The organism is Amycolatopsis halotolerans (genome assembly GCF_042647905.1).
Lineage (GTDB): Bacteria > Actinomycetota > Actinomycetes > Mycobacteriales > Pseudonocardiaceae > Amycolatopsis > Amycolatopsis halotolerans.
Genome location: NZ_JBHRWI010000007.1, coordinates 137,166 through 160,494, shown reverse-complemented (window position 1 = coordinate 160,494; position 23,329 = coordinate 137,166). Strand labels below are relative to the sequence as shown.

General features: G+C 70.2%; 19 protein-coding genes. 11 read left to right on the top strand and 8 right to left on the bottom strand.

Features of this window, described 5'->3' with window-relative positions; genetic code table 11:
- Positions 1-43: 43 nt before the first annotated feature.
- Both ACFORO_RS07085 and ACFORO_RS07080 read left to right on the top strand, forming a co-directional pair.
- Complete coding sequence (locus ACFORO_RS07085) at positions 44-1,228, top strand: acyl-CoA dehydrogenase family protein (protein ID WP_377870542.1); 1,185 nt, start codon at positions 44-46, stop codon at positions 1,226-1,228.
- The gene (locus tag ACFORO_RS07080; protein WP_377870541.1) at positions 1,228-2,430 is read left to right on the top strand and encodes a CaiB/BaiF CoA transferase family protein; all 1,203 of its coding nucleotides are present in this window, start codon (positions 1,228-1,230) and stop codon (positions 2,428-2,430) included. The genes ACFORO_RS07085 and ACFORO_RS07080 overlap by 1 nt, the downstream gene beginning before the upstream one ends.
- Before the next feature lie 8 nt (positions 2,431-2,438).
- Here ACFORO_RS07080 and ACFORO_RS07075 read toward each other — a convergent pair whose 3' ends face one another.
- From ACFORO_RS07075 to ACFORO_RS07060, 4 genes are all read right to left on the bottom strand, one after another.
- Entirely contained in the window at positions 2,439-2,828 is a 390-nt protein-coding gene (locus ACFORO_RS07075; RefSeq protein WP_377870540.1) for a hypothetical protein, read from the bottom strand.
- Positions 2,829-2,881: 53 nt separating this feature from the next.
- Positions 2,882-6,766, bottom strand: a complete 3,885-nt coding sequence (locus tag ACFORO_RS07070) for a Pls/PosA family non-ribosomal peptide synthetase (protein ID WP_377870539.1) — start codon at positions 6,764-6,766, stop codon at positions 2,882-2,884.
- A 270-nt stretch (positions 6,767-7,036) separates the two neighbouring features.
- Positions 7,037-8,470, bottom strand: a complete 1,434-nt coding sequence (locus tag ACFORO_RS07065; RefSeq protein WP_377870538.1) for an LCP family protein — start codon at positions 8,468-8,470, stop codon at positions 7,037-7,039.
- A gap of 220 nt (positions 8,471-8,690) precedes the next feature.
- Positions 8,691-10,028 (bottom strand): MFS transporter, encoded by a 1,338-nt coding sequence (locus tag ACFORO_RS07060; protein WP_377870537.1) that lies wholly within the window; start codon positions 10,026-10,028, stop codon positions 8,691-8,693.
- A gap of 97 nt (positions 10,029-10,125) precedes the next feature.
- Here ACFORO_RS07060 and ACFORO_RS07055 point away from each other — a divergent pair, with 97 nt between their 5' ends.
- From ACFORO_RS07055 to ACFORO_RS07020, 8 genes are all read left to right on the top strand, one after another.
- Positions 10,126-10,611 carry a MarR family winged helix-turn-helix transcriptional regulator gene (locus ACFORO_RS07055; RefSeq protein ID WP_377870536.1) on the top strand — a complete coding sequence of 162 codons (486 nt, stop codon included), beginning with the start codon at positions 10,126-10,128 and terminating at the stop codon, positions 10,609-10,611.
- Between the two features lie 61 nt (positions 10,612-10,672).
- Positions 10,673-11,593 (top strand): hydroxymethylglutaryl-CoA lyase, encoded by a 921-nt coding sequence (locus tag ACFORO_RS07050; protein WP_377870535.1) that lies wholly within the window; start codon positions 10,673-10,675, stop codon positions 11,591-11,593.
- Between the two features lie 21 nt (positions 11,594-11,614).
- Entirely contained in the window at positions 11,615-12,331 is a 717-nt protein-coding gene (locus ACFORO_RS07045; RefSeq protein WP_377870534.1) for an enoyl-CoA hydratase/isomerase family protein, read from the top strand.
- Positions 12,328-13,518 (top strand): CaiB/BaiF CoA transferase family protein, encoded by a 1,191-nt coding sequence (locus tag ACFORO_RS07040; RefSeq protein WP_377870533.1) that lies wholly within the window; start codon positions 12,328-12,330, stop codon positions 13,516-13,518. The genes ACFORO_RS07045 and ACFORO_RS07040 overlap by 4 nt, the downstream gene beginning before the upstream one ends.
- Positions 13,518-14,258: an enoyl-CoA hydratase/isomerase family protein gene (locus ACFORO_RS07035; protein WP_354743264.1), complete on the top strand. Its 741-nt coding sequence runs from the start codon at positions 13,518-13,520 to the stop codon at positions 14,256-14,258. Before ACFORO_RS07040 ends, ACFORO_RS07035 begins: the two co-directional genes overlap by 1 nt.
- Positions 14,255-15,826: an AMP-binding protein gene (locus tag ACFORO_RS07030; RefSeq protein ID WP_377870532.1), complete on the top strand. Its 1,572-nt coding sequence runs from the start codon at positions 14,255-14,257 to the stop codon at positions 15,824-15,826. The genes ACFORO_RS07035 and ACFORO_RS07030 overlap by 4 nt, the downstream gene beginning before the upstream one ends.
- A complete protein-coding gene (locus tag ACFORO_RS07025) occupies positions 15,823-16,785 on the top strand; it encodes an NAD(P)H-dependent flavin oxidoreductase (RefSeq protein WP_377870531.1) in 963 nt (320 codons plus the stop codon). The genes ACFORO_RS07030 and ACFORO_RS07025 overlap by 4 nt, the downstream gene beginning before the upstream one ends.
- A 53-nt stretch (positions 16,786-16,838) precedes the next feature.
- A complete protein-coding gene (locus ACFORO_RS07020; RefSeq protein WP_377870530.1) occupies positions 16,839-17,468 on the top strand; it encodes an SMI1/KNR4 family protein in 630 nt (209 codons plus the stop codon).
- Here the strand turns inward: ACFORO_RS07020 and ACFORO_RS07015 are convergent.
- The gene (locus tag ACFORO_RS07015; RefSeq protein WP_377870529.1) at positions 17,465-18,349 is read right to left on the bottom strand and encodes an SDR family oxidoreductase; all 885 of its coding nucleotides are present in this window, start codon (positions 18,347-18,349) and stop codon (positions 17,465-17,467) included. The two genes, ACFORO_RS07020 and ACFORO_RS07015, sit on opposite strands and share 4 nt — an antisense overlap.
- Before the next feature lie 31 nt (positions 18,350-18,380).
- Positions 18,381-20,009, bottom strand: coding sequence for an AMP-binding protein (locus ACFORO_RS07010; RefSeq protein ID WP_377870528.1), 1,629 nt, complete (start codon positions 20,007-20,009; stop codon positions 18,381-18,383).
- A gap of 91 nt (positions 20,010-20,100) precedes the next feature.
- Between ACFORO_RS07010 and ACFORO_RS07005 the strand changes: the two genes are divergently transcribed.
- Complete coding sequence (locus ACFORO_RS07005) at positions 20,101-20,946, top strand: LuxR C-terminal-related transcriptional regulator (protein WP_377870527.1); 846 nt, start codon at positions 20,101-20,103, stop codon at positions 20,944-20,946.
- Here the strand turns inward: ACFORO_RS07005 and ACFORO_RS07000 are convergent.
- A complete protein-coding gene (locus ACFORO_RS07000; protein ID WP_377870526.1) occupies positions 20,943-21,998 on the bottom strand; it encodes a 3-deoxy-7-phosphoheptulonate synthase in 1,056 nt (351 codons plus the stop codon). The genes ACFORO_RS07005 and ACFORO_RS07000 overlap by 4 nt on opposite strands.
- A complete protein-coding gene (locus ACFORO_RS06995; protein ID WP_377870613.1) occupies positions 21,999-23,309 on the bottom strand; it encodes a DHA2 family efflux MFS transporter permease subunit in 1,311 nt (436 codons plus the stop codon).
- Positions 23,310-23,329: the final 20 nt, after the last annotated feature.

Sequence of the window (23,329 nt, the reverse complement as noted above, 5' to 3'; positions counted from 1 at the left end):
CTTACGTTGAACGTATATCCGAACTCAGCGTTCTTATATGCGCATGATGGAGAGCAGCACTGTGGACTTCGAGCTGACCCGAGACCAGGAGGACATCCGGCGCGCCGTGCGCGAGCTGGCCGCCCGGTTCCCCGACGAGTACTGGGCCGAGCGCGACGAGCGCGCCGAGTTCCCGCGCGAGTTCTACGACGCGTTCGCCTCGGCGGGCTGGCTCGGCATGGCGATCCCGGAGCAGTACGGCGGCGGCGGGCTCGGCATCCTCGAAGCCGCGCTGCTGCTGGAAGAGGTGGCCGCGTCCGGGGCCGGGATGAACGGGTGCAGCACGATGCACCTGACGATCTTCGGGCTGAACACGATCGTCAAGCACGGCAGCGAGGAAATGCGCCGGGAGATCCTGCCCGGCGCGGTCGACGGTTCGCTGCACGTCTGCTTCGGCGTGACCGAACCGGACGCGGGCACGGACACCACGCGCATCTCCACTTTCGCCCGCCGCGACGGCGATTCCTACGTCGTGAACGGCCGGAAGGTCTGGATCACCAAGGCAGGCCAATCGCAGAAGATGGTGCTGATCGCCCGGACCACGCCGCGCGACGAGGTGGAGAAGCCGACCGACGGCATGTCGCTGTTCGTCGTGGACATCGAGTCCGACGCGGTGCAGCTGCGCGCGATCCCCAAGCTCGGCCGCAACGCGGTGTCGTCCTACGAGGTGCTGATCGACGGCCTGCGGGTGCCGGAATCAGCGCGCGTCGGCGAGGAGGGCAAGGGCTTCCGGTACCTGCTCGACGGCCTCAACCCGGAGCGCATCCTGCTCGCGCACGAGGCGCTCGGCATCGGCCGCGCGGCGTTGCGGCGCGCGGTCCGGTATGCCGGGGAGCGGCACGTGTTCGGGCGACCGATCGGGCAGAACCAGGGGCTGGCGTTCCCGCTGGCCGAGGCCGCGACTCGGCTGGACGCGGCGGAGCTGATGGCGCGCAACGCCGCCTGGCGCTACGACCACGGCCTGCCGGCCGGCAAGGAGGCGAACATGGCGAAATGGCTGTGCGCGGACGCCGGGTTCCAGGCCGCCGACCAGGCGATCCAGACCCACGGCGGGATGGGCTACGCGCGGGAGTACCACGTGGAGCGCTACTTCCGGGAGGCGCGACTGCTGCGGCTCGCGCCGATCAGCCAGGAAATGGTGCTGAACTACGTTTCGCAGCACGTGCTCGGGCTGCCGAGGTCGTACTGATGGGCGCGCTCGACGGACTGCGGGTGCTGGACCTGTCGCGGGTGCTGGCCGGGCCGTACTGCACGCAGATGCTGGCCGATCACGGCGCCGAGGTGATCAAGGTCGAATCGCCCGCCGGGGACGAGACCCGGGGCTGGGGTCCGCCCTTTCTCGCCGACGGGACCAGCGCTTACTACACGAATCTCAACCGGGGCAAGAAGAACATCGTGCTCGATCTGTCCGGTCCGGACGGTCGTTCGCTGCTCGGCACCCTGCTCGCGGGCGCGGACGTCGTGGTGGAGAACTTCAAGGCGGGCACGCTCGCGCGGTGGGGCTGGCCGGACGAGACGATCCGGGCGGCGTATCCGGCGCTGATCCATTGCCGGATCACGGGTTTCGGCACCGACGGGCCGCTCGGCGGACTGCCTGGGTACGACGCGGTGCTGCAGGCGTACGGCGGGCTGATGAGCGTGAACGGCGAGGCCGACGGGCCGCCGTTGCGGATCGGGGTGCCTGTTGTCGATGTGGTGACCGGGGTGCTCGGGTTTTCCGGGATCCTGCTGGCGCTGCACGAGCGGGAACGGTCCGGGCTCGGGCAGCTGGTGGATTGTTCGTTGCTGGACACGGTGATCAGCCTGCTGCATCCGCATTCCGCGGCTTGGCTCGCTGACGGTGCGGTGCCGCGGCGGACCGGTTCGGCGCATCCGTCGATCGCGCCTTACGAGACTTTTTCGACGGTGGACGGGTTGTTCTTTGTCGGGGCGGGGAATGATCGGCAGTTCGCGGCGCTGGTCGAGGTGCTCGGTGCGCCTGGGCTGGCTGCCGATCCGCGGTTTGCTTCCAATGCGGATCGGGTTCGCAATGTGGGGGCGTTGCGGGAGGAGTTGACGGTCCTGATCGGACAGTACAAACGGGATTCTTTGGCCGAGTTGTTGCTGGCTAAGGGAGTTCCGGCGTCTCCGGTGCACGACATCGCGGAGGCGATGAATGCCCCGCAGGTGCGGCATCGGGAGATGGTGGTCGAGCGGGACGGGTATCGCGGGGTCGGGGTGCCGGTGAAACTCGGCCGTACGCCTGGGTGCGCTGCCGAAGCTCCTCGGTCGCCGGGGGCGGATACGCGGGAGGTGCTTGCTGCGGCGGGCCTAGCCGCAGAAGAAGTCGACGACGCGCTCGCCAGCGGGGCGGCGCATACGCGGCTTCCCCGGCCGCAGGCGTCTGGTTGAGTTCGGGCTCACCGGCGATACCAGGACTGGGCTTTGAGCCAGGTCAGGTATTCGTCGAAGATCGCCGCTGTCCCCCGGGGCTGGCCCCGTTTCTCGAAGAACTCGTCCAGCAAAGAGAAGAGCAGGTCGTTCACGGCCTCCTGGCCCGCCCCGGCGGCTTCGTCGCGCCAGCCCTGGGTGCGGTCCGGGAACGCGAGGTGCAGGACCAGCGCCTCCCAGGTGAGGTTGTCGCCGTCGCCGACCCGCGGGATAAGCGACTCCCTGAAGCCGGTGAGCAGCTGTCGGTCGTTGCCGAAGTCGAGGCCGTGGAGAAACGTGCAGTAGTCGTGATAACTGCCGTCCAGTCCGAACATCCCCGGGCGCTGGCGGATGTCGGCGAACAGTTTCCGGTAGTCCATGGCTCCCCCAGGATAGTGGGCGGCTCCGGTCAGCGGAACCGCCCACCGGGGCTTCACCGCCAGGGACGGACCGGCGTGCCGCGCCACCGCGTGCGCGGCGGAACGGTCTCCCCCGCCATCACCAGCGAACCCGAACCGACCGTCGCGCCGTCGGAAACTCCGCTGCCCGGCAGCTGGAACGCGCGCGGGCCCAGCGTCGCGCCAGGGCCGAGGCGGACCGGGTCCAGGCGCATGACCCGGTCGTGGAACAGGTGCGTCTGCAGCACGCAGCCGCGGTTCACCACGGCACCGTCGCCGAGGTGGATGAGGTCCGTTTCCGGCAGCCAGTAGCTCTCGCACCAGACGCCACGGCCGATGCGGGCGCCGAGGGTCCGCAGCCACCAGTTCAGCACCGGCGTGCCGAGGAACGAACCGGCGAACCACGGCACCGCGAGCGTCTCGACGAACGTGTCGTACAGCTCGTTCCGCCACACGAACGCGCTCCACAACGGATGCCGTCCCGGGCGGAATCGGCCGACCAGCGTCCATTTCATCAGCGTCGTCAGCAGCGCGGCGAAGAGACCGGCCGCGACGAACACGGCGGGCGCGATGGCGGCGGCGATCCAGAAGCCGTCCGCGATGTCCACCCCGGCCAGCACCGTGGACACGGCGAGTCCGAGGATGCCCGCGATGAGCAGCGGCGCGATCCGGCAGGACTCGACCAGCGCGCGGGCCAGCTTCAACCGGCGCGGCGGCGCGAAGGTGCGGGCGGGGTCGACCGCGTCCGCGGTCCGCCGCAGCTCCAACGCGGGGCGGCCGAGCCAGGACGTGCCGTCGGGGACGTCCGCCGGGGTGTCGGACAGGACGCCGACCAGCGAGCCCGAGCCGAGCGTCCGGTCCGGGCCGACGACGGCGGAGTTGCCGACGAACGCGCGCTCCCCGACCTCGGAAACGCCCAGCCGGACCCAGCCGCGGTCGAGTTCGTACGGTGCGGCGAGGACGTCGTCGGCGAGGAAAGCGCCGTCCCGCACCCGAAGCAGCGACGGCAGACTGAGCACAGTGGACAGTTCCACGCCGCGGCCGATCCGCGCGCCCAGCAGCCGCATCCAGACCGGGGTCGCCAGCGCGGCGTAGAGCGGGAAGAGCTGCCGCCGGGCGATTTCCAGCAGTTCGTGCACGAACCAGGCTGCCCAGCCCGCGCGGCTCAGCACCGGATAGGTTCCCGGCCGCACGGCCAGGCCGGCCAGCCGCACCAGCAGGACGATCGTCAAGGCGTACAAGACGATTCCGGCGAACACGAGCAGCGGCGTCCACGGCAGGATCGCCAGCGCGGCGGTGCGCGGGTCGTCCGCCGCCGGGACCAGCAGCAGCGCGACCGCGATCAGCGGGATCGCGGTGACGAACAGGAACAGCGACCGCAGCGTGCCGCCCAGGGCGAACGCCAGCGAGTACCGCTTCGCCCGCGGTGCCGCCGCGGTCGGCCGCGGCGGACGTTCGCCCGACGGTCCGGCCGGGGAACCGCCCCAGACCGCGCCGTCCGGCACGCGGGTGTCGAGCGTCGAGCCCGGCAGCAGCACCGATCCGGCGCCGAGGTCCGTACCCGGCAGCAGCGTGCTGCGGCCGCCGACCCGGGCGCCGGCACCGACCCGGACGCGGCCGATCCGCAGCACCGAACCGTCCAGCCACCACCCGGCCAGGTCCGCCTCGGGCTCGATCGCGCATCCGTCGCCGAAGTCCGCGAGGCCGCCCACCGGCGGCGGAGAGTGCAGATCGACGCCCCGGCCGACGCGGTTGCCGAGCAACCGGGCGTAAGGCGCGGCAAGCGGCGTTCCGGCAACTCCCGGCGGACCGGCCACGGCAGCGAACCGTTCGGCGGTCCACAGTCGCATGTGGACGATTCCGCCGCGCCGGTACTCCCCTGGCGCGAGCTTTCCGCGCAGCATCCGCACCCCGCCCGCGGCGAGCAGCATCCGTCCCGGCGGGCTCAGCAGCACCAGCCACGCCGGGATGAGGACCCACCACGACATCCGCGGCAGCCACTGCAACGGCAGCACCAGAGCGACCAGCGAGCCGAGCAACGAAACCGACAGCAGCCAGCGCATTCCGGACAGGGCCAGCAAAACCAGCTGCACCCCGGCCTGCCACCAGCCGCTGCCCCGAACCGCGGGAACCTGCGGCTCTTCCACCTCGACAGTTTCGACCGGCTCCCCGGCGAGACGTTCGTACAACTCGCGCGGCGTCGGGCAGGAGTACACATCGGACACTGCCGCCGTCGGATACCGTTCGCGCAGCACGGAAACGAGCCGCGCGGCGGTCACGCTGGATCCGCCGAGGTCGAAGAAGTCGTCGTCCGGCCCGGCCGTGGTCCCTAGGTGTTCGCTCCACACCTGCAACAGCCACGCCAGCTTCGGATCGGACGGCACGACGGGCGCGGCGGTCGGTTCCTCCAGCGGCCACGGCAGCGCGTCGCGGTCAAGCTTGCCCGACGCTCGCACTGGCAGATCCGGCACCAAGGCCAGCCGTGGCACCAAAGCCGCCGGGAGCCGGTCCCGCAGAAGACTGCGCGCGGCGGTGCGATCGAGGCTCTCGCCCTCCGGCACCACGTAGCCGACCAGCACCTGCGCGCCGCTGTCCGTGCGCCGCACCACCGTCGCCGCTGCGGCGACACCCGGCAGCGCACGCAGCGCGGCGTCGATCTCGCCCAGTTCGACGCGCCGTCCGCCGATCTTGACCTGGCCGTCCGCGCGGCCGACGAACTCCAAGCCCTCCGGCACCGCGCGCACCAGGTCACCGCTGCGGTATGCCCGGCTCCAGCCAAGGCCCGGGAGCGGCACGAACTTCTGCGCGTCCTTCGCCGCGTCGAGGTACCGGGCCAGGCCGACGCCGCCGATCACCAGCTCGCCGCTGCGGCCCCACGGCACCGGGATGCCCGCCGGGTCCTCCGGGTCGACGACCGCGAGTTCCCAGCCGTCGAGCGGCAGCCCGATCCGCACCGGTTCGCCCGCGCGCAACCGCTGTGCACACGCGACGACCGTGGTTTCCGTTGGGCCGTATGTGTTCCAGATCTCCCGGGTGCCGTCGTCGAAGCGCGTCACCACCTCCGGCGGGCACGCTTCGCCGCCGAGGATGAGCAGCCGGACGCCGGCCAGCGTGTCCACTGGCCACAGTGCGGCGAGCGTCGGCACCGTCGACACGACCGTCACGCCGCGCTCGACCAGCCACGGCCCGAGATCCGCTCCCGCGCGGACGAGCGAGCGCGGGGCCGGGACCAGGCACGCGCCGTGCCGCCACGCCAGCCACATTTCCTCGCACGACGCGTCAAACGCGACACTCAGCCCGGCCAGCACGCGGTCGCCCGGACCGAGCGGCCGTGCCTGGCAGAACAACCGGGCCTCAGCGTCCACAAAGGCCGCAGCCGCGCGATGCGTGACCGCGACGCCCTTCGGTTTGCCGGTGGAGCCGGAGGTGAAGATGATCCAGGCGTCGTCCTGCGGCTGCGGACGGACTCGCGGCCACTGCGGTCCGCGCGAGGGCGGCAATCCCGCGTCGCTCAGGACCAGGCTCACCTGGGCTTCGGTCCACACTGTCCCGGCGCGGTCGGCCGGATCGTCGGCGTCGACCGGAACGTAGGCCGCACCGGTGGCGAGAACGGCGAGAACGCTGCGGTAAAGCGCGGCCGTGCCGGAAGTCATCCGGATCCCGACCCGGTCCCCCGGCATGACCCCAGCCGTACGCAGACGTCCGGCGAGTTCTTCGACCTGCGCGGCGAAATCGCGGTACGTCGCCCGCGTGGAGCCGTCGTCCAGCGCGAGCGCGTCCGGGTGCCGGCGCACCGTTTCGGCGAAAATGTCGTACAGCGTGCGCGCGGCGGGCGTCGGACCCGCCCGGTAAACCGCCGTCGCCTCTTCGGCGAGCCTCTCGGGCGCGACTGTGCGCGCCCGATCCGCGTCCAGCGTCACAGGAAACCTCTTTCCAGAAGAACAGGACTCACGAAACCGGCCGGTCGCCACTCAACAATGGGCGGCGTGAGGCCGGGTTGAAGCAGCAGCGCCGTTATCCGGCACTGAAATCGGAGCAAGATCGGATTTCGGGCAATCCCCCTGCCGCGGCCGTGCGGCTCGTCACCCGATCCCGGACATTAGCGGGCACATCACCGCCGCTGTCACTCGGGAGAGTTAATTTCGGAATTCGTTCTCAACGGGTTCACAGGATCGTTGTGCTTCTCCCGTTCACCGCACGCACGGCACCCCGCCTCCGGACAATTCGTCGGCGGGCGAAACCGGGGAGACCGGCACCGGGTCCACCTGGTCGGCCTTTTCCCGGAAATCGGTGCCGAGCACCAGTTTCAGCTCCCCCGCGGCCAGCGCGCCGTCGTAGCCCACGGCGTACCCGCCGCCGAGCGCGGCCACGAGTTTCGCCGCCGACGCGGAATCCCCGCGCCCGTAGCGGACCACGGTGCGGTGCGTGTGCCGCGCGCTGAACGTGCGCCCGGCGCGGTATCCCCGCGACGGGAGCGTCTTGAGCACCCGGGCGGCCGCGCCCTCACGGCCGCTCGCGTTCACCACGTCCACCGCGGGCCCGGCCGTCGCGGCAGGCGGCGGCGGGACCGTCCGGCCGAGCAACCGGGCCGCGGCGGCGCGGATTTTCACCGGATCGACAATGTTGACGTCTTCGCCCCGTGCGTCTTTTTCGAACCTTTCGACCGGAAGCGACGCGAGTGTCAGATCCCCGCCGGCGAATGTTTCCGCCTGCCGGGCCAGCGCATTCAGGTCGAGCCCGGAATCGATCGCGATGTTCTGTTTCGCGACCGATACCAGCCGGCCGAGTTTCACCGGGTCGCCGAACACCCGGCCTTCTTTCAGCTGATGCGCCAGCGAAACGAGAAAAGCTTGCTGCCGCCGTTCCCGGTCCAGGTCGGTGAACTCGTGCCGCGGGTCGTGGCCCTGCCGCACGAACGCGAGGGCCTGCGCAGCGGAAATCTGCTGCTGCCCGGCCGGGAAATCCGCTCCGGAATAGCTGTCGCGCGTGCTGTCGGCCAAACACACCGTGATCGGTTGCACGACCTGGGCGAGCTGGAAGAACGCGACAAGGGTGACTTCGACGAAATGGTCCACCGCGACCCCTCCGAGGAACTGGCGCACCGTCGCGACTTCTGCCGCGCGGCCGGCGTCCCGGGACCTCTGTTCGCGAGCCGCCTTCTCGGTGACGCCTTGCGCGGCAAGACGTTGGGACTCCGCGGCGAACGCGTACCCGTAAGCCTCCTTGATCTTGCCCTTGCACACCCCGTCCGGGCAGCCGGAGAGGTCGGTGTAGTCGTCGCGCGGGATCGAGATGACCGTCGGGTGCCCGCCGTCGGCCGGGACGTGCAGCAGCATCAGGACGTCGGTGTTGTAGCCCCCGACGCGCTGGTCCCCCGCGTGCAATTGTTCGTACAGCTCGGCGGGCAGCGGTTCGCCCCGCTCGTCGAGCCGCGAATCGAGACCCATGACGAGGATGTTCGTGTCCCCGCCCGGCCGGGCCTGCCCGTCGAGCGCGGTGGACGTGGTGACCCCGGACAGCAGCGCGCGCAGTTCGGCCCACCCGTAGACGGCCCCGCCCAGCAGGACGGCGACGAGTGCGACCACGCCGATCCGCTCGGCCCAGTGCCCGTTCGCGCGCTCCATCGCTCACCGCCCCTCCCTCCGGCGGCACCCGGTCTACTACGGGGTTCCTGTGAGAGCGATGAGAAAGCGGACCGCCCGGGCAGCCCGCCGAGGTCAAACGGGCCGCGGCGTGCGAAACGGCACACTTTGGAGGGTCAGCGCCGCCTGGTTCGGCGGACCCGGCACCGGACGCCCGACGGCGGGAGCGGGGAGGCGGCTTGCCGTGTCCGCGGCCGGAGGGTCAGCGGCGCCGTTCGCGAAGATCGCCCGGCCGGACGCCGACGAGCAGCACCACGACGGCCAGCAGGACGATGCCCGCGCTGATCTGCAGCCCCAGCGACAGGCTCCCGGTCGCGGATTCGATGAACCCGAGCAGCGACGGCGAAGCGGCGGCCGCGAACGAACCCATCGACGTCACCACCGCGATCCCGGTGGCCGCCGCCCGGTCATTCAGATAGATGGACGGGATCGAATAGAACACCGTCAGTCCCGAGTAGTGCGCGGCCGCCATCACCGCGAGCAGCAGGATGACCACCACGACGTTGCCGCCGGACACCGAGATCGCCAGCATCGCGAACGCCGCCACGATCCAGCTCGTCGCCGCGTGCCAGCGCCGCTCCAGGGTGCGGTCGGAGTGCCTGCCGACCAGCAGCATCACCACGATGCCGAGCAGCGGCGGGATCGCCGAGAAGAAACCGAGGTTCAGGACGTTGCCGACGCCCGCGTTCGCGATGATCCGCGGCGTCCAGTACGAGACGGCGTTCGCCAGCGTGTACGCGCCGCACGCGCAGAGCCCGAGAATCCAGACCTTCGGGTCGCGCAGGGCGAGCAGCAGGCCGCTGTGTTTCTCAGTCGCCGGACCTTTGTCGCGCCGGTCCGCTTCGAGGTCGGCGCGCACGGCCGCCTTCTGTTCCGGGGTGAGCCACTTCGCCTGCTCCGGCCCGTCGGTGACGAAGAGCAGCACGAGCCCGGCCAGCAGGATCGGCGGGATCCCCTCGATCAGGAACAGCCACTGCCAGTCCGCGAGCCCGCCGACGCCGCCGAGCGAGTGCATGATCCAGCCGGACATCACCGAGCCGAGCGCGCCCGACACCGGAATGCCGATGAAGAACACGGCCGTCATCCGCGTCCGCCGCGACGACGGGAACCACAGCGACAACAGGTACAGCGCGCCCGGGAAGAACCCGGCTTCGGCGACGCCGAGCAGGAAGCGCGCGGCGTAGAACATGATCTCGTTGTGCACGAACAGGGTCACCACGGTCATCACGCCCCAGGTGGCCATGATCCGCGCGAGCGTCTTGCGCGCGCCGATGCGGGCGAGCAGCGCGTTGCTCGGGACTTCGAAGAGGATGAAGCCGACGAAGAACAGCGTGACGCCGAGCCCGTAGACCGCCGGGCCGAAGCCGAGGTCCCGTTTGAGGCCCTGCTGCGCGATCCCGATGTTGGTGCGGTCGATGTAGCTGACGACGTAACACAGCACCAGCAGCGGCATGACGCGCCGGGCGATCGTGCGATAGGTCGCTTTGCGGTCGAGGCCGGCGGTTGCCGGAGCGCCGGTGACAGCGGATGGTTCGGCCACGGCTGAGACTCCTTCGTCCGGATCGGGCGAGTGGCAGTCTCCGCATCGAGTGTTGAGTTTGTCAACACCTACCGGGTAACGGCTACGATGTCCGGCCATGGCCGAACGCGCAGACGGACACGACCTGGTCCCCATCTCCGGACTGCTGTCCTACCGCCTCTCGCGCACGTCGTCGGCGATGTCGCGCAGCGCCGCGGCGCGCTACCGGCGGGACTTCGACGTGAGCCTCGGCGAATGGCGCGCGATCGCGCTCATCGCGGCCGACCCGACGCTCACGCTCAACCGGCTCGCGCGCCGTGCCGGACTCGACAAAGCGCAGATGAGCCGCGTGGTCAGCCGGCTGACCGATCGCGGGCTGGTGAACCGCACGGCCGGGTCCGGGCGCACGTCGCAGCTGGCGCTGACCGCCGAGGGCACCCGGACCTACCGCGGCCTGATCACCGCCGCCAACGAGCGCGACGCGGACTTCCTCGCCGTCCTCACCGGCGAGGAGGCCCGGGTGCTGGACCGCGCGCTCGACAAACTGGCGGAGCACGCGCTGGCCGTCGAGGAGAGTGAGCGGGCTCACCCGGCAGCCGAGTAGTGTTGACTTTATCAACACCCTCGCGTACTCCTGGAACCACCGACGAGGAGGTGGGCCCAGGATGTCCGACGCCGTCACGATCTGCGAGTGCTTCGCCCGCGACGGGCTGCAGCACGAGCCGGAGCCCGTGCCGACCGCGACGAAGATCGCGCTGCTGAACTCCTTCGCGCGCACCGGTTTCCGCCGGATCGAGGCGACCAGCTACAGCCATCCCGCGCGGGTTCCCGGTTTCTCCGACGCCTCCGAGGTGCTCGCCGGGATCGACCGGCACCCCGGCGTCGCGTTCAAGGCGACCTGCCCGAACCCGCGCGCCGTCGAACGCGCGCTCGCCGACCTCGAAGCCGGGCACGGCGCCGAGGAACTGAGCCTGCTGGTGTCGGCCACGGAGGCGCACACCGAACGGAACCTGCGCACCACGCGCGCCGGGCAATGGGAGCGCGTGACCGAGATGGTCAAGCTCGCCGACGGGCGGTTTCGCCTGGTCGGAGTGGTCTCGGTGGCGTTCGGCTGCCCGTTCGAGGGCAAGGTCGACCCGGGCCGGGTGGCCGAGGACGTCGCCCGGTTCGCCGACCTCGGCGCGAGCCTGGTGACCCTCGGCGACACCACCGGCGTCGCGACCCCGGGCTCGGTGCGCGCGCTGTACACCCGGCTGTCGCGGGAAAACCCGGAGCTGCCGCTGGTCGCGCATCTGCACAACACGCGCGGCACCGGGATCGCGAACGCCGTCGCCGCGTTGGAAGCCGGGTGCCGGCATTTCGATTCCGCGATGGGCGGCGTCGGCGGGCATCCGGCGAAGATCGGCTACGGGGCCGGGCTCACCGGCAACGTGTGCACCGAGGACCTGGCCAGCCTGTTCGCCGCGATGGGCGTCGACACCGGCCTCGATCTCGACCAGCTCGCCGCGGCGTCCGCGGCCTGCGAGGAAGCGCTCGGCCGGCCGCTGTACAGCATGGTCGCCCGCGCCGGCTTCGCGTCCGCCTGACTTTTCTTTGGGGAGAAACCTGTGCTGCTGACCGAAAATCACGACGCCGTCCGCGTTCTTACGTTGAACCGGCCGGACAAACTCAACGCGCTCGACACCGCGCTCACTCGCGCTCTCGATACCGCATTGGACGAAGCCGGACGGGACCCGAGCGTCCGCGCGGTCGTTTTGACTGGGGCTGGGCGCGGCTTTTGCGCCGGTGCCGATTTGAACGAGTTCTCGTCGCTCACCCCGGATCAGCCGGAAGCCGTTCTCGAACGCGCTGCGCTCACTGCCCGGCTGCAGACGCGCATGCAGCAGCTGCCGGTCCCGGTGGTCAGCGCGGTGCGCGGGGCGGCTGTCGGCGGCGGCGCCGGGTTGGCGATCGGGGCGGACCTGGTGGTCGCCGGGTCGGATCTGAAGTTCGGGTATCCCGAGCTGAAGCATTCGATCGTGCCCGCGCTGGTGATGACCGGGCTGGTCCGGCATCTGGGCCGCAAGCTGGCATTCGAGCTGGTCAGCACCGGTCGGCTGCTCACCGCCGAGGAGGCCTTGGCAAAAGGGCTGGTGAACCGAGTGGTCGAACCTTCCGAGATCGTGCCCGCCGCGCTCGCCGTCGCGCAGCGCTGGGCCTCGGTCGAACCCCGCGCGCTCGCCGCGGCCAAGGACCTCTTCTACCGCGTCGCGGACCTGCCGACGGACGCCGCGATGCGGGCGGGCCGGGACGTCAACGCGCTGATGCGCGGGTTCCGGTCATGACCGGGCCGCTCGCCGGGGTCACCGTGCTGGACCTTTCCCGGGTCCTCGCCGCGCCGCTGGCCACGCAGGTCCTGGCCGAACTCGGCGCGACCGTGATCAAGGTCGAACGCCCCGGTTCCGGCGACGAGACCCGCGGCTTCGAACCCCGGCTGCCGCACGGCGAAAGCGCGTACTTCTTCGCCTTCAACCGCGGCAAGCAATCGGTCACTGTGGACTTGAAGGACCCGCGCGGCCGCGACGTCGTCCGGAAACTGGCCGCGCGGGCCGACGTCGTCGTGGAGAACTTCCTGCCCGGCACGCTCGACCGGCTCGGCCTCGGCTACGCGGAACTGGCCGCGGAGAACCCCGGCCTCGTGCTGGTGTCCGCGACTGGCTTCGGCCAGACCGGGCCGGACGCGCACCGCAAGGGCTACGACACGGTGTTCCAGGCGCTGTCCGGCGTGATGGCGATGACCGGCGACCCCGCTGGTCCGCCCGCGAAAACCGGGGTGCCGGTCGCGGACCTGACGTCCGGGCTGTGGGTGGTGATCGCGGTGCTGACCGGGCTCGCCGGACGGTCCGCGGACGGTCGCGGCCGACACCTCGACGTGGCGATGATGGACGTCCAGCTCAGCCTGCACGCGCTGAACGCCGCGCGGCTGTTCGCGCTCGGCGAGGACCCCGTCCGCACCGGGACCGAACATCCGGGGCGGGTGCCGTCGGCCGCGTTCCAGGCCGGGGACGGCGAATGGCTGCACATCAGCGGCAGCGACCAGCACTGGCGGCCGCTGTGCACCGTGCTCGGATTGTCCGCTTTGGCCGCTGACCCTTCGCTGCGGCACAACGCGGGCCGCGTCGAACACCGCGCGCGCGTCATGAAGGCCCTGCGCGGCGCGATCGCCCAGCACGACCGGGACCAGCTGGTCAAAGAACTGCAGGCGGCGGAGGTACCCGCTGGTGCCGTGCGTTCGGTCCGGGAGGCGCTGGCCGATCCGCATGCCGTCGCGCGGGGCGTCGTCGGCGAGTTCACGCATCCCGTCGAAGGCTCGTTCCCGGCGCTGCGCACGCCGTTGCGCGAGACTGCCGAAGACGGCCCTGCGCTGGGAACGCCGCCGGTGCTAGGCGCGGACACTGACGTCGTGCTGCGTGACCTGGCGGGACTGTCGGACAGCGAGATCGAGGGCCTGCGGGCTGCGGGAGTGATCTGATGAACGAACGCGTGACGCTGGACGTCACCGACGGAATCGCCCGCGTCGAACTGGCCCGTCCGTCGGCGCGCAACGCTGTGGATCTCGCGATGTGCCACGCCTTGAAGGAAGCCTTCGACGCCGTTGACCTCTCAGAGGCGCGGGTTGTGCTGCTCAGCGGCGCCGGTCCGGTCTTCTGCGCCGGTGCGGACTTGAAGGAACGGACCGGCAAGGACGCCGCCTGGGTCCGCCGCCGCCGAGTCGCCTCCTTCGCGGCCTACGCGGCGATCGAGGCCTGCCGCTGTCCCGTGGTCGCGCTGGTGCACGGCACCGTCGTCGGCTCCGGCGGGGAGATCGCCCTTGCCGCGGACTTCGCTCTCGCCGCGTCAGGCACCGTTTTCCGTTTCCCTGAACCACATTGGGGCACGGTCGGCGCTACTCAACGGCTTCAGCGGGCCATCGGGAAACGCCGGGCGAAGGAACTGCTGTTCACCAACACGCCGTTGTCCGCTTCTGAAGCCGCCTCCCTCGGCCTGGTCAACCGCGTCGTTCCCGACCTGGCCGCCGCCGGCACCGAGGTCGCCACCGCCGTCGCCGCCGCCCCGCCCGGCGCGATCGCCCTGACCAAACGGGCCGTCGACCTGGGTTCGGAAACCGACCTCGACCGCGGCATCCGGATCGAAATGTCCGCCATCGAACAGAACCTCGCCGACGGCAGCTGGCGCGACGGCGTCGCCCGGTTCACTGGAGAGACCCGATGACCGACCTGCGCACCGCCTGCCCGCTCACCGTCCAGGACGCCCTCGCCCGGGCCGCCCTGCTGGCTCCTGACGTCGAAGCCGTCGTCACCGCCGACGCCCGGATCACCTACCGGGAACTGGCTCTTGAGGTTGCCCGGGTGCGCGGCGCTTTGGCCGCTGCGGGAATCGGCCGAGGCTCCCGGGTCGGGCTCTGCCTGGGCAACACTCCCGAGTGGGTCACGCTGTTCCTGGCTTTGGGTTCTCTTGGCGCGCTGGTTGTCCCCGTCAACACCCGCTTCACCGCGGACGAGGTGCACTACACGCTCGCCCACGCCGGCGTCAGCACTCTGTTCGCCGCCGAGCGTGTCTTGAACGTCGATTTCCCCGCGCTGTTCTCCGAGGCCGGTATTGAACCCGGCTGCGCGACTCTGCCTTCTTTGAAGCGGATCGTCATCCTGGGCCAGGACAGCTGGAACGATTTCCTGGCCGCCGGTTCTCCCGCCGAATCCAGTGCCGCTCCGGACGATCTTCTTCTCGTGCAATACACCTCCGGCACGACGTCGCGTCCCAAGGGTGTCCTCCTGACTCACCGCAGCATGTGCGCCGACGCCTTCTTTTCCGGCGCCCGCCTGGGTTTGCGCCCCGGCGACCGATTCCACTCGGCGCGCCCGTTCTTCCACGTCGCCGGAAGCACGCTGTCTGTGTTGTCGTCCTTGCAGCACGCCACCACCCTGGTGACGATGCCGAAGTTCGAACCAGCGGAAGCGTTGCGGCTCTTGGAAGCTGAGCGCTGCACGCACTTCTCCGGCAACGACACCATCGCCCTGCTCCTGCTCAACCACCCCGACCGCCCGCAGCGCCGCCTCTCCTTGCGGGGTGCGTGGGTCGCCGCATCGCCGACCGTCGTGCGCCGGGTCATCGACGAACTCGGCGCTCGCGAATGCGTTGCCGGGTATGGACTTTCCGAAGCCTCCCCCAACGTCGCCCAATCCGCCTGGTGGGAACCGGAGGAGATCCGCGCCTCCGGTGCCATGGCCCCCGAACCAGGCGTGGAAATCCGCATCCGGTCCCTGGACGACACCCGCGACTGCGCTCCCGGCGAACCCGGCCCGGTGCTGGTCCGGGGTTGGAACGTCATGCAAGGCTACCTGGACGATCCCGTTCGGACCGCCGAAACCATCGACGCCGAGGGCTGGCTGTCCACCGGAGACGTCGGCCTGCTGGACGATTCCGGCCGGTTCCATTTCACCGGCCGCACCAAGGAAATCATCCGGGTTGGCGGGGAAAACGTCGCGCCCGCGGATGTCGAGGATGTGTTGCATCGCCACCCCTCCGTCCGCCAGGCCGCAGTTGTCGGAGTCCCCGATGAGCGCTTGATCGAAGTGCCCTTCGCCTTTGTCGTCCTGACTGCGCCGGGCATTTCGGAAGAAGACCTGCTTTTGTGGGCGAAAGAACGATTGGCCGGTTTCAAGGTCCCGCGACACCTGCGCATTGTGGACGGTTTCGAGGCCATCGGCATGACCGCCAGCGCCAAGGTCCAGAAGAACCAACTGGCTCGCTACGCCCGGGCCCTGCTGGAGAACTCATGACGCGGCTGCGTACCTCGGTCACCGATTTGCTGGGCCTTGACCTGCCCATCATCCAAGCCGGAATGTCGTGGGCTTCGTCGTCCTCCGCTTTGCCGTTGGCCGTCAGCAACTCCGGCGGCCTCGGCGTCGTCGCCGCGGGCCCGATGCGCCTGCCCGACCTGACACGGGTACTGGACGAAATGGCCGCCGGAACCGACCGTCCGTGGGCCGTGAACCTGCCGCTCTACCGCGCCGGCGCCGACGAGGTCATCGACCTCCTGCTCTCCCGCCGCCCTCCAGTGCTGATCGCCTCCCAAGGCGGCCCGCGACGATATCTGGACCGGTTCCACGCCGTCGGGACCCGGTGCCTGCACGTCGTCGCCGGGGTCTCGCATGCTTTGAAAGCCGCTGCCGCCGGTGTCGACGGTTTGGTGGTAGTCGGCGCCGAGGCTGGCGGACATCCGCCGCCCGGGATGGTCACCACGCAGGTTTTGGTGCGTGCAGTGGTCTCCGCGGTGCCGTCGATCCCGGTGATCGCCTCCGGCGGGATTGCCGATGGCGCCGGGCTGGCCGCGATGCTGGCCCTGGGTGCCGGGGCGGCCCAGTTCGGGACTCGATTCCTGGCGAGCGCCGAGGCGACCGTGCACCGGTCTTACCAGGAGGCAGTGCTGGCCGCTGGCGTCGACGACACTCGGACGGTTGGTCGAGGCTTTGGCGTGATTCGTGCGCTGTCGAACGAATTCACCGCTCGGATGGCGGAACTGGAGGCTTCGGGCGCGGAGGAGTCGTTGCGGCGGAAGGTTTTTCAGGATTCTTCGCTGAAGGACGCCGCGCTGCATGGTGATGTAGCTACCGGGAAGGTGGAGGCCGGTCAGTCGGCTGGGCTGATCACGGAGATTCTTCCGGCAGCGGAGATCGTCGCACGGATCACGGAGGAATACGCGGCTGTGGTGCGTCGTCTGCCTCAGCTTGAGGGTTGATTGCTCCGTTCAGCGCAATCCGGCCGGTGATCGAGTTTCGGTAGGATGCGCAGGTGAGCCAACCGCCCCCGGACGACGACACGGAACTGCTCTCGCGAAGGCACTCGGTCGACGAACTCGCCCAGGCTTCCGGTTGGGCCGGAGGAATCCGCCAAGGCCGAGACTGGGCTGACGTCGAACGAAAACTCGGCATCTCCCTGCCGGACGACTACAAAGCGATGCTCTCCCGCTTCCCCTCAGGCTTCTTCCGCAACGCCGTCTCTTTCGAAAACCCCATCGACGCCCGCGTCGACCTGGAGGAGTTCGCCCGCGACCACGTAGGGAGGGTCGTCGCGACACTCAGCGACGAAAGTCTGGAATACCTGTGCGACACCGGCTACGCACCGTTCCCCGAGCCCGCCGGACTCCTCCCCTGGGGCGGGGACCTTCAGGGCGGCATCTTCTGCTGGCTGACCGAGCCCGCCGACCCGAACCAGTGGCCGATCGCCTATTACAGCGCGGACCTCCGCGAATGGTTCGAATACGACGGCGGGGTCGTCGAAATGATCTGGGAAGTCCTCACCCGCCCCGGCGGCGGCAATCTCCTCCGCCGCGACCTCGATCACGAAGAGCCGGTCTTCCGGGTCCCGTCAATCTACGCCGGTGAGCGACGCGGTTGGATCCCCCACAAGGAATACCGCTAGCGCCAGCTGTCCGGCTGCCGCCCGTCCAAGTCCGTCACCCCGTACTCCCTCGCCAGCTCCGCCGAACTCACCGACCGCTGATTCCACCGCTCCCGCAACGGATCCGCCGCCATCGCGGCCACCCCGCGGCCCACATACCGCGGCGATTCCGACTCAGCGAACCCCGGCGGAGCACCAGCCTCCAACGCCGAGCGCCAGTTCCCCTCACTGACCCCGTAAGCATCGAGCATCATCTCCGACCGCAGCCACCCCGGCGTCACCGCGACAGCCGTAGCGCCGTAACCCGCCAGCTCGTGCCCCTGCGAAAAAGCCAGCCGGTTCACCGAAGCCTTGGCCAGGTCGTAAAACACCGAAATCCGATAGCGCGAAGCATTATGCGCCAAGGTCCCATCGGTAACCTCGACCACCAACCCGCCAGGCTCGCGAATCACCAGCGGCAGCAGGAAATGCGACGTAACCAGATGCGTCTCGACACCCAGCCGAAGAATCCGCAACCCCGCGTCAAGATCGTGCTCCCACACCGGAGTATTCCAGTCCGCCGGACCGCCTTTGAGCCGCTCAGCGCCCCAAATGTCGTTGACCAGCAAGTGAAGCCGACCGTATTCAGACGCGACGAACGAGGCTAACCGACGGACGTCGTCGTGGTCCAAATGGTCAGCAACGAACGGAACGCCGACACCGCCCAGCTCGGACACCAGCGAAGCCGTCTCCTCGACAGTTTCCGGCCGGTCGTAGTCCGAACGTCGAACTCCGCTCGAGCTGCTGCGTCCAGTACAGATCACCGTCGCCCCGGCCTCGCCCAGCGCGGCGGCGATCCCCCGGCCCGCACCGCGGGTCGCCCCCGCGACGAGGGCGACCCGGTCGTGCAGATCTGGCGGCATCGGGCCAGTGTGGCACCAGCGGACCAAAAACTCAGCTCGAAGCGGTGCTCAGCTCCCGGCCCCGCAACGCGAAACGCTGGATCTTGCCGCTCGGGGTCTTCGGCAGTTCCGCCACGAAGTGGATCCGCCGCGGGTAAACGTGCGCGGCCAGGCGGGTTTTCACCGTCTGCTTCAGCTCATCCGCCAACTCGGCCGACCCGTCGACGCCGGGGTTCAGCACGACGTAAGCCACCACCAGCTCGCCGCGCAGTTCGTCCGGCGCGCCGATCACCGCGGCTTCCGCGACGGCCTCGTGCTGCGTCAGTGCGCTTTCCACCTCGAACGGGCCGATCCGGTAGCCCGCCATCAGGATCACGTCGTCGTCGCGCGAGCCGAAGGTCAGGTAGCCGTCGCGGTCGCGGGCTGCGATGTCGCCGGTGTAGTACCAGCGGCCGTCGGCGCTGAAGCGTTCCGCGGTCCGCTCGGGGGCGTCGCGGTAGCCGGAGAACGGCATCAGCGGGCTGGCCGACACGTCGATCGCGACGCGACCGGTTTCGCCGACCTCCGCGATCTCGTCGCTGCCAGCCTTCAGGACCTCGACGGCGAACCCCGGCAGCGGCCGTCCCATCGACCCGGTTTTGACCGGCGCGAGCAGGGCCGGATGCCAGGCGTTGCCGACGACCATGCCGGTTTCGGTCTGGCCGTAGTGGTCGCGCACGGGGCAGCCGAGCACCTCCTCGGCCCAGGTCACGACGTCCGGCGTCAGCGGCTCCCCGGCCGACGAGCAGTGCCGCAGCCGCAGGCCGACCGGCACCGGCAGGCCCGAACTGCGCAGCGCGCGGTACACCGTGGGACCGGCGGTGAAGTTGGTGACGCCGAAGCGTTCGAGCACCTGCCAGGTCAGTTCGGGGCTGAACCCGGCGTGCAGCAGCAGGCTGCGCCGTCCGGTCGCGAGCGGGCCGAGCAAGGCGAAGTACAGCCCGTACGCCCAGCCCGGGTCGGCGGCGTTCCAGAAGACGTCCTCGTCGGTCTGGTCGAGGCAGAACTGCTGGTAGGAGTGGATCCCGGCGAGCCCGCGCAGCGGTACCGGCACCGCCTTCGGGGTGCCGGTGGTGCCGGAGGTGAAGATCTCGACCAGCGTGCCGCCGCCGCCGACCGCGACCGGGTCGGGCAGCGGGTGCGGCTCGTCCAGCAGCGCCTCGAAGGACAGGTCGTCGCCGGACGCTTCGCCGGTCGTGACGATGATCCGCGACGGGTCGGCGGGCAGGTCCTCGCCGGGGTCGAGCTTGGCGCGCTGACCAGCGTCGACGACGACCACGCGGGTTCCGTTGCCGACGATCCGCTGGGCGATCGCGGGCGGTGCGAACGCGGTGAACAACGGCACATGGACCGCGCCGAGCCGCCAGATCGCGAGCAGCGCGGTGACCAATTCAGCCGACTTGCCCATGAGCGTCGCGACCCGGTCGCCGGGGCGCACGCCGTGCGCGGCCAGCGCGGCGGCGAACCGGGCGGAGGCGGCCTCGAGCTGGCCGTACGTGAGGTCGCGGCTGCTGAGGTCGGCCTCGACGAGGGTGAACGCGACGGCGTCGGCAGGATGGCGTCCGCACAGCAAATGGGTCGCGTCCGCGTCCGGCGCGGCGTAGGTCTGCAGCAGGTCGAAGGTGGTCCGCTCAGGGCTCACAGCGTGCTCCACGGTCGTCGTTGGCCGGTGTCGGCGGTACTATCACCGCACGTCAGCAGGCCCACTACCCCCGAAAAGGGGTGACGCCCCGATGCCCGTCACCGATCCCGGCCCGGCCGAGGACGTCGCGGAGGTCCGTCGCGCGCTGGTGCGGCTGCGCGGAGCCGCACAGGTCCCGCTGTCCTTCGGCGGGGTCGTCACGGACGGTCGCCGGCTGCGGATGACCGAGCTGGTCGGGAACTCGACGACGTCGCTGCTCGGCCTGGTGGTCGCGGAGGGCAAGGGCCTGGGCGGGCGCGCGATCGGTGTGCGGAAACCGGTGGTGCTGGCGGACTACTACACCAGCGAAGCGATCAGCCACCACTTCGACCGCGCCGTGCAGGCCGAGGGCGTGCGCTCGGTGATGGCGGTGCCGGTGATCGTGTCCCGCACCGTCCGAGCGGTCCTCTACGGCGCGGTCCGCGAACACGTCCGCTTCGGCGACCGCTCGGTCACCGCGATGGTCGAAGTGGCCCGTGACCTGGAGCAGGAGCTGGCGATCCGCGCCGAGGTGCACCGGCGGCTGGAACTGCTCGCCCCCGCCCCGGACGTCGCGACCGGCGAACCGGCCGACCGCGAAACGGTCCGGGAAAGCCACGCCGAGCTCCGCCGGATCGTAGCTTCCCTCGACGATCCGGACCTGCGCGATCGTCTCGACGCCGTCTGCCGCTCGCTCGCTGGCGGTGCCCCGGAAGGTCCGCGACCGACGCTGTCTGCGCGCGAACTGGACGTCCTGGCCGGTGCGGCGGCCGGGCAAACGAACGCGGACATCGCCGAAGCGCTCGGGCTGGGTGCGGAAACGGTGAAGAGCTACCTGCGCAACGCGATGCGGAAGCTGGACGCGAAGACCCGCCTGCAAGCGGTCAACGCCGCGCGCCGCGCCAATCTGCTGCCTTAGCCGTCCGTGAGGGGAACCCTGAGGGACTCAGAGTCCCTGAGGGTTCCCCTCACGGCATTCCCGCGACGCTCCCGGCTGGCCGACGCCAGCGACTCCAGCAACGGAACCGTCCGCTCCCACCCGAGGCAAGGATCCGTCCGGCTCACCGCCGGGTCCGCGGGCACCCGCTCCGGATCCTGTGCCCCGTCCCGCAAGTACGACTCGATCATCACCCCGGCGACCGCGGCCCCGTCCCGGATCTGCCCCGCCACGTCGGCGACCACGCCCGGCTGCCGGTTGTGGTCCTTCCCGCTGTTCCCGTGCGACGCGTCGACCACCGCTCTTCGCGGCAGCCCGGCCTCCCCCAGCACCGCCATCGCCTCGGCGACCGACGCCGCGTCGTAATTCGGCACCGGACCTCCGCGCAGCACCAGATGCGCGTCCGGATTCCCGCTGCTGCGCAAGGTTTTCATCCGCCCGTCCACGCCCAGCCCGGGAAACGCGTGCGCCGCCCCGGCCGCGCGGATCGCGTCCACCGCCGGACCCAGCCGCCCGGACACGCAATTCTTCATCCCCACCGGCATCGGCAACCACGACGCCAGCTGCCGATGCGGCTGGCTGGCCACCGTCCGCGCTCCGATCGCGCCCCAGCTCACCGTGTCCGCGACATACGGCGCCAGCACCGGATCCACGAATTCATACGCCAGCGGCAATCCGGTCGCCGCCGCGTCGAGCAGGAACCGCCGACCCAGCCGGACGCCGGTGGAGAGATCGCCTTTGCCGTCCAGGGTCGGGTCCGGGAGAAACCCGGTCCAGCCGGTCACCGATCGCGGTTTCTCCAAGTACGCTCGCAAAACCACCACGAGGTCGTCCGCGTACCGAGCCGCCGCACCGGCCAGCAACCCGGCGTATTCCAGCGCCGCCTCCGGATCGTGCACCGAGCACGGCCCCACGATCACCAGCAACCGCGGATCGCGCCGGGCCAGCACCGCCGAGACCGTTTCGCGGTGCCGCGCGACATCCGGCGCGACCCCGGCGGTCACCTCCACCGGGCTGGGCAACGTGTCCTGCATCTACCGGCTCCTTTCCTTAGGCAGCTTCGCCGCCCCGGCAGCCGCCACCACGACCAGTCCGAGCACCCACCAGAACGTGTCCGCGAAGGCCGCCGCGACGTCGGCGCCCCGTGCGGCCAAACGGTTTTGCAACACCAGTGCGAGAACAGCGGTCCCGACCGAACCGCCCAGCGTGTTCAGCAAATTCAGCGCGCCAGCCGCCTTCGGCAGCTGCGTTTTCTCCAGACTGCGGTACACCAACGCCAGCACTGGCGCACTGATCATCGCCGCTCCTAAACCCCGCAGCAACAACGAAATGACCAACACAACATCCGGGAGTTCCGGACCCAGCTGAGTAAACGCCGCCGTTCCCAGTGCGACCAGGCCGATCCCGGACAGCACCAGCGTCCGCGGCGCCGCCCGGTCCACTATGCGATGCACCAGAACCGACCCGGCCGCTGCGCCGATTCCCTGTGGCACCAGCAGCAATCCGGTGTCCCACGCGTCCAATCCGGCACCGCGCCGCAGGTACAACGGCAGCAGAAACATGGTGCCGAACACCGAAGCGCCCAGCACGACCAACGCCAACGCAGCGGCCCCGAACGGCGGCCGGGTGAACAATCGCGGATCCAGCAACGGCGCCCGCACCCGCAATCCGTGCCGGACAAACGCGGCCAGCATCAGCAAACCCGCCACGACCGCCGCCGAGGAAAGCAGCTTCGGGTATCCGTCGGAGAACCCGGTAAGCCCGAAAACCACCGCGGCCAATCCCGGCGAAAGCAACGCGGCACCGCGGAAATCGAACGGCTCGCGCGGATCGGTCGGCGCGTCCGCCGCGACATACCGCAGCCCGAGCAGCACCGCGACCACGCCGACCGGCAGGTTGACGTAGAACAGCCACGGCCAGTCCGCGACGTTGAGAATCGCCCCGCTCGCCAGCGGACCCAGCACCGGCGACAGCAACGGCACCACGCCGACGACGCTGATCAGCCGTCCGATCCGCTCCGGTCCGGCTGCCCGCGCCAGCAGCGCTTGGCCGGTCGGCGGCAGCAAACCGCCGGCCAGCCCTTGCAAAACCCGGAACGCGACCAGCATCGGCAGCGAACTCGCCAGCCCGCACAACAGCGATGCCAGCACGAACACGACCACCGCGGTCAGCCAGGTCCGCCGCCCGCCGAACCGCGCGGCCAGCCAGCCCGACGCGGGCACCGCGGCCACCACCGCCAGCAGATATGCGGTGGTGACCCACTGGACCTCGGTGACGGACGCGTCGAATCGCTGCGCCAGCGTCTCGACACCGACCGAGACGATCGTGCTGTCGAGCGTCGCCATGAACGTGCCCAGCACGAGCA